Here is a 6,858-nt window from a genome sequence, read left to right as displayed (position 1 = left end):
GCCAAAGCCCGGGCCGCAACACCGGTGCGCCTGATGCTGTTCGACCTGCTGACCGACGGCGGCAAGGACCTCCGCCGCCTCCCCCTCCGGGACCGGCGGACACACCTCGAGGCTTTCCATACCGGCGTCGGCGGTTCCGGGGACGGCGGAGTCCGGGCCTTCCCGGTGGAGCTGTCCGCGGTGATCGACGCCGACGTCGGGCACCTGCTGGAAAGCGCCGAGGAACTCGGCCTGGAAGGCGTGATGGCCAAGCGCGTCGATGGCCGCTACGTCGGGCAGCGGAGCCGGTCCTGGTTGAAACTGAAGTTTGAAAAGACCCAGGAGGTGGTGGTGGGCGGCTGGCGGCCAGGCAACGGCGGCCGCAGCAATTCGGTCGGGTCGCTGCTGCTGGGCGTGCCCGAGGGCAAGTCGCTGCGCTACGTGGGCCGGGTGGGCAGCGGCTTCAGCACCCGTGAACTCAAGGAACTGCGGCAGCAACTGGACGCGATCCCGCGTAAGACCTCACCCTTCGCCGAGGTTCCCGCGGAAGACGCCGCGGACGCCCGCTGGGTGTCGGCCCGGCTGGTCGGAGAGGTCACCTTCGGCGACTGGACCGGCGGTGGGAAGCTTCGGCACCCGGTCTGGCGCGGCTGGCGCCTCGACAAGGCGCCGGAGGACGTGGTTGTTGAGGAAGCCGCCGCCGAACACGACTGAGGGCCCGCCGTAACGGGCCCTCGCGTCCTAGTTGTGGTGCGGGCTCTGCCTAGTTGTGGTGCGGGATCTGCGGCCGGCTTTGCCGGTGCATGGCCGCGTCGGCCACCTGCTGGCCCTGCTGCCCGCGGGAAACGTCCCGGTCCTTCGGATGGCGGTGCTCGCCGCTGCCGTCCGGCCATTCGTGGCCGTCAGCCGCCGACGGCGGCTCCGGGCGCCTGGACTCGGGCCCGGGTGCCTCGTCCATGGATTCCGCAAGATGACTGGCTACGTCCGGCTCGATCTCTTTCGAGTGATGATCCGCCATGGGCCTTCCTTTCTGCGATGAAATGAAGCGTCCCCCAATCGTAGGTCTGCGCCCGTGAGATGTCTCTAGGCTAGGGGCATGGAATACAGGACCCGCCAGGCCACCCCCGATGACGCCGACGCCCTGGTCCGGATGCACACCGCCGTGCACGAGGAGTGCTACGGGCACCAGCTGCCGGCCCGCTTCTTCGAAGACCGCCGGGCCACCATCGACCTCCGGGTGGAACGCCGCCGCCCCTACCTGGCCAGCGCAGAGCCGCGCATCATCGCCCTGGATGAGAACGACGAGATTGTTGGGTTCGCCGACGCCGGCCCCGGCCGGGACGAAGACCGGCCCGGGCAACTGGAGCTGTACTCCTTCTACACTTTCCGCCGGACCTACGGCTCCGGGCTCGGCTCTGCCCTGCTGGCAGCCGCCATCGGCACCTCCCCTGCGTACCTGTGGGTGCTCGAGGACAACCCCCGGGCGCGGGCGTTTTACGCCAAGCACGGGTTCCGGCCCGACGGCGAACGGAAACTGTTGCCGGCCGAGTGGTCGGCTCTGCCCGAGATGCGCCTGGCCCGGCCTGCCCTGGAGAACTGAAGCGGCGCCCGCACGGCCCCAAAACCGGGCTGGTAGGGGACCGCGGAGGGGCACAAACGGGCCCAAACCGGACCACAAACTGGCCGCGCCGGAAAAAATTTGCGGGGAAACTAAGCGAACTGCCTACTTCCCAAGAACCACGCGGATAAATCGGCCATTGGCGTGCCCCGAATAGCACCCTCCGGAGCCCCGAAAACGGAGGATCATACGGCACCAAAATCGGAAACTCCAGAGGAATCCCGTAAAATTGAGAGCCTGCCCGGAGCGGGGCAGCTACAAGTCGCAAGCAAATGATCTCCCTAGGAGCTTTCCAAATGCCCACAGACCGAAGCAGGACCGACTCTTCCGCAGGCGTTGTTAACGCCGGCGGGACTAACCAAGGCGCACCACAGGGCGTCAAGAAACCGAAGCTGCGCCGACGTCGGCTCCGCGAGTCCGACGTCAACGTCGTCGACCGCCCGATGCTCAAAAAGGCACTCGGCGGCACCATCGTCGGTAACACCATGGAGTGGTACGACGTCGGTGTGTTCGGTTACCTGATCACCACCATGGGCCCGGTATTCCTGCCGGAGGCGGACAAGTCCGTCCAGACCCTCTTCCTTCTCGGCACCTTCGCCGCCACCTTCATTGCCCGCCCCCTCGGCGGCGTTGTGTTCGGCTGGCTCGGCGACAAGATCGGCCGGCAGAAGGTCCTCGCCGCGACCCTGATGATCATGGCCGCCAGCACCTTCGCCGTCGGTCTCCTGCCCGGCTACGCCCAGATCGGTATCTGGGCCGCCGTCCTGCTGGTTCTCTTCAAGCTCATCCAGGGCTTCTCCACCGGCGGCGAGTACGCCGGTGCCACCACGTTCGTGAGCGAATACGCCCCGGACAAGCGCCGCGGATTCTTCGCCAGCTTCCTGGACATGGGCAGCTACCTCGGCTTCGCCCTCGGCGCCGCCCTGGTGTCGGTCCTGCAGCTGACCCTCGGCCAGGACACCATGGAGCAGTGGGGCTGGMGKATTCCGTTCCTSCTSGCCGGYCCGCTSGGCCTGATCGCYGTYTACTTCCGTAGCAAGATCGAGGAATCSCCSCAGTTCCAAGCCACCCTGGACGCCCAGGAAAGCCTCGCCAAGGACGCCACCGCGTCCGACGCCGCAGCCTCCAAGGGCCCGGTCGGCATCGTCAAGGCCTACTGGCGCTCCATCATCGTCGCGATGATCCTGGTGGCCGCAGCCAACACTGCCGGTTACGCCCTGACCTCCTACATGCCGACCTACCTCACCGAGTCCAAGGGCTACGACGAGGTCCACGGCACCCTGCTGACCATCCCCGTGCTGGTCATCATGAGCCTGTGCATTCCGCTGACCGGTAAGCTCTCGGACCGGATCGGCCGCCGCCCCGTGCTGTGGATCGGCGCCATCAGCACCATCGTGCTGGCCACCCCCGCCTTCCTGCTGATCGGCATCGGCGAAATCTGGTCCACCCTGGCCGGCCTCGCCCTGATCGCCTTCCCGGTGACGTTCTACGTCGCAAACCTGGCCTCGGCCCTGCCGGCCCAGTTCCCGACCGCCAGCCGTTACGGCGCGATGGGTATTGCGTACAACTTCTCCGTGGCGATCTTCGGCGGCACCACCCCGTTCATCGTYGCCGCGCTGATCAACGCSACCGGCAACGACATGATGCCGGCCTACTACCTGATGGCCACCTCGGCGATCGGCRCYGTGGCGATCTACTTCCTSAAGGAATCSGCCCAGATGCCGCTGCCGGGCTCSATGCCCAGCGTGGACACGCAGGCGGAGGCCCGCGAACTGGTCAAGACCCAGGACGAGAACCCGCTGATCGACCTGGAGCACATGGACATGCCGCTCAGCACGCCTGAGGGACACAACGGCGACGCCGGAAGGGTCCCGGCGCCGGCCTAATTTCCGGCCTGCCGGTCCCGAACGTGTAGTCCGAGCCCCGCCCACAAAGGTCCGTCCGTACGCTTTCCCCTGGGAAGCGCGCGGGCGGGCCTTTTGGCGTTGGGAGCCCCGCTGGCCTACTTCGCCCGCCGCGGGGGGCCGGCGACCAGCCGGGCCGGCAGGAGGCGGGTCGCCGCGACGAGCACCTTGTAGCGTTTGCTCGGAATGGAGACGGCTTTGCCCTTGTCGTTATCGGCGAGGCCCTCGCGGACCACCTGTTCTGCCTGCAGCCACATCCAGGACGGGGCCACGGTCTTGTCCATACCCATCCGGTCGTGGAATTCGGTGTGCGTGAAGCCGGGGCAGACGGCCGTGACTTTGACCCCGTGCCCGGCGTAGGCCAGATTGGCCCAGCGGCTGAAGCTCAGCAGCCACGCCTTGGCGGCCGAGTATGTTTCGCGCGGCAGGAACGCGGCCACGCTGGCGACGTTGATGACGCGGCCCGACTGACGCTGCAGCATCCCCTGCAAGGCGGCGTGGGTCAGCTCCAGGGCTGTCTCGACGTGCAGCCGGAGGTGCCGCTTCTCCTCGCTCACGTCGTTATCGGCAAAGGAACGCAGCAGGCCCATGCCGGCGTTGTTGACGAGGATTTCGACCGGACGTGCCGGATCGCTCAACCGGGCGACGACAGCGGCCACGCCGCCGTCGTCCACCAGGTCGGCGGCGAGCGCCTCCGCCCGGATCCCGTAGCGGTTCTCCAGCTCGGCGGCGCTGGCCTGCAGCCGGGCGGCGTCGCGGGCCACAAGGACCACGTTGTGTCCCTGCTCGGCGAGCTGGCGGGCAAACTCGGCCCCCAACCCCGCCGTCGCGCCGGTGATCAGGGCGGTGGTTGCCGTGGCGGACGGGCTCGGAGCTGGTGTGTTCATGGCCACAGCCTAGCCCCGCGCCTCCGGGGTGTCAGGCCAGTGCCGGTCCCGCCGCGAGTTCGCCTTCAGCTGGGCCTTCGGGTGCGGCCTCGACGACGGCTTCGAAGGCCGCTACGGGCTCGGCGGACCCGACGGAGCCGTCCGGGTCGACGGAGCCGTCCGCATCGGCCGTCCGGTAGCGCTGCTGCAGCTCTTCGGAGGCAAGTTCATACCAGGTATGCGCGCCGAAGCTGGGGCTCGGGGTGTCCAGGTGCTGGTAGAGGGCGTCGGCGAGCTGCCCGAGGGCCGTATCGGACAGCGCCGCCACAGTGGCAGCCGGGTCCAGCGTCCCCTCGAAGTAGTCGGAGAGCTCCAGGCCGTCGATGAGGCCGGAGGCCGCGGCCGGAAGGGCATCCGCGGGCCCCTGCTCGACGCCATCAAGGCCGTCCACCTCGGTCGGGAGCTGGCCGTGCACGGTCCCGCCGATGTCGCTGTCCAGGCCCGCCAGGACCTCGCCGCCGGAGCCCACATGCAGCAGGCAGATCGGCAGGTCGGCCGGCTCGTTGAGGCTCAGGCGGAAAGATTCGGCGCCGCTCGGCGCAATCCCGACGGCCGCGGCCACGGGGTCACCGCCGGGCACGGGATCCTGGGCGGCGGCGAGCTGCCGGAGGTACAGCAGGATTTCGGGGTCAAGGTGGGAGGCGCCATGCAGATCGATGCAGACGTCCGCTCCGGCGGCCAGGCGGCTGGCACGGCGAACAATGTGCAGCAGGGCGGGGTAGCTTGCCTGGGTCAGGCATCCGGTGACTTCGAGGGTCACTTGTCCGGGATCAACATCCACACGGACAAGCACACGCAGTTTGTGGTTCACGGGGTTCTCCAATGATACGTCCATGAGCCAGCTGCATAACTCAACCCCCACACTACGAGGTTGTCGCTCCGGTCACAAGCTATGCCCCGGCGGGCGCCTGCTCGGGCCAGTCAATGCACTGCTCGTAGGCATCGTGGTGGCGCAGGTACCGGTAGATGTAGGGGCAGTGCGGGATGATCCGCTTCCCGGACGCAACAACGTCGTCCAGGGCGAAGTGTGCCAACACCCTCGCCAGGCCCTGGCCCGCAAATTTCTCGGCCGTCTCGGTGTGGATGAAGTCCACGTGTCCCGGCCTGTCGATGTAGCGCACCTGGACCGCGAGCTCCCCGCCCACATGCAGCTCATAGCGGTGCAGGGCATCATTTCGGGTGGTGGTGACGTCCGGACTGAACGTGTCTTGCGTTTCTGCCGAGTTCTCCGTCATGGTTCGAGATTGGCACTTAAAGGCGGGTGTGGCAATGGCCGTCCGGCGTCGGAAGCGCCCGCTCCGTGCGCTGTCCGGTCCGGGATGCGGCCCAGCAGCAGGGCTGCCAGGGCGAAGCATGCCGCGCCGCCGCCAAGGAGCCCCAGCGTGAGGCCGTTCAGTGCCGCGTCGGCCACCGGAATGAAGACGACGACGGCGGCAGTCACCACGGCCGCCGCCGGCCGGGCCCGGGCGTGGTCCGACGTCGGAAGTTCCTCGAGCCGCCCGAACAGCACCACCACCGGCAGCAGCAAACTGATAACGGCGGCCAGCGCCAGCGGCCGGGTCCACCACCAGGCCGCCGTTCCGCCGGCCGGCTGCCGAAGGTCCGTGAGCAGGAACAGGCCTGACATACCGGCGAGCAACGGCAGGTGCCACAGGTAGACGGTCATGGAGCGCCGTCYCGCCCGGGCAAGGACCATCCGGACCGCGTCCAACGTCCCGACCCGGGTGATCAGCGGCCGCGCCAGTTGCAGGCAGGCGGCCTGTGAGACGCCGAGAAGGAACAGCGTCAGGTTGGGCGGGTTGAGGTTCACCAGCATGTTTCCGGGGTAGAGCCGCAGTAAGACCAGGACGGCGAGGACCAGGTTGCTTCCCACCGCAAGGGCGACCAACCGCGACGTCGCCAGCCCCTGGAGCGAGCCGTCGGCGACCACAAAGCCCAGTTGCTGCACGGCGCACCAGAGGAACACCATGTTGGCGTAGGCCAGCCCGGGCAGGGCTGCGCGGAGGCAGTCCACGGCCACCACCAGGGAAACGAGGGCGGCCAGGGTCAGCCACGGCGCCCGGGCGTGGAGTGCCGAGAGCCAGGGCAGGTTCAGTTGCGCGGCGAGGTAGGCGGCCAGAAACCACAGCGGCATACCCGCGCCGGCGGCGAGCAGCTGGATCACTTGCGGGTCCACGCCGCTGAGCCGCGCCGCCCAGAGGGCCGTAAACATGGCCGCCAGCAGCACAGCGGCCGGGCGGATCAGCCTGAGCAGGCGGCCCTGGACGAACTCGAGGGCGCTGCCCCCGCGGGCGCGTAGCCGCCGCCAGGAATACAGGCCCGTGACGCCGCCGGCCACGAAGAACAGCGGCATCACCTGCAGCACCCAGACGACCGGCTCGAACCAGGGCTGCTCCCCGAGGGTGTTGGCCGAGGTCACGGTGCCGTCGGG

The 6,858-nt window shown here is 68.4% G+C and carries 8 protein-coding genes; 3 read left to right on the top strand and 5 right to left on the bottom strand.

Annotated features, from left to right (window positions below):
* Nucleotides 1-693: ATP dependent DNA ligase (locus AC1DHD_RS12630; protein ID WP_476880049.1), on the top strand; the 693-nt coding region annotated here is incomplete at its 5' end.
* 49 nt (nt 694-742) lie between these two features.
* Here the strand turns inward: AC1DHD_RS12630 and AC1DHD_RS12625 are convergent.
* A complete protein-coding gene (locus AC1DHD_RS12625) occupies nt 743-997 on the bottom strand; it encodes a hypothetical protein (protein WP_476880048.1) in 255 nt (84 codons plus the stop codon).
* A gap of 78 nt (nt 998-1,075) precedes the next feature.
* Between AC1DHD_RS12625 and AC1DHD_RS12620 the strand changes: the two genes are divergently transcribed.
* Together AC1DHD_RS12620 and AC1DHD_RS12615 are read left to right on the top strand one after the other, a co-directional pair.
* Entirely contained in the window at nt 1,076-1,579 is a 504-nt protein-coding gene (locus AC1DHD_RS12620) for an N-acetyltransferase family protein (RefSeq protein ID WP_476880047.1), read from the top strand.
* A 314-nt stretch (nt 1,580-1,893) separates the two neighbouring features.
* Complete coding sequence (locus AC1DHD_RS12615; RefSeq protein WP_476880046.1) at nt 1,894-3,483, top strand: MFS transporter; 1,590 nt, start codon at nt 1,894-1,896, stop codon at nt 3,481-3,483.
* Between the two features lie 116 nt (nt 3,484-3,599).
* Here the strand turns inward: AC1DHD_RS12615 and AC1DHD_RS12610 are convergent, their stop codons facing one another.
* The 4 genes from AC1DHD_RS12610 to AC1DHD_RS12595 all read right to left on the bottom strand — a co-directional run.
* On the bottom strand, nt 3,600-4,388 hold the full coding sequence (locus AC1DHD_RS12610) for an SDR family NAD(P)-dependent oxidoreductase (RefSeq protein ID WP_476880045.1): 789 nt from the start codon (nt 4,386-4,388) through the stop codon (nt 3,600-3,602).
* Nucleotides 4,389-4,419: 31 nt separating this feature from the next.
* Nucleotides 4,420-5,238, bottom strand: coding sequence for a hypothetical protein (locus AC1DHD_RS12605; RefSeq protein WP_476880044.1), 819 nt, complete (start codon nt 5,236-5,238; stop codon nt 4,420-4,422).
* 79 nt (nt 5,239-5,317) lie between these two features.
* Nucleotides 5,318-5,662 (bottom strand): GNAT family N-acetyltransferase, encoded by a 345-nt coding sequence (locus AC1DHD_RS12600; RefSeq protein ID WP_476880043.1) that lies wholly within the window; start codon nt 5,660-5,662, stop codon nt 5,318-5,320.
* Nucleotides 5,659-6,858: acyltransferase family protein (locus AC1DHD_RS12595; protein WP_476880042.1), on the bottom strand; the 1,200-nt coding region annotated here is incomplete at its 5' end. The genes AC1DHD_RS12600 and AC1DHD_RS12595, both read right to left, overlap by 4 nt.

The organism is Arthrobacter sp. 05L45_2, assembly GCF_056397525.1.
This window is presented reverse-complemented; position numbering and strand designations above follow the sequence as displayed.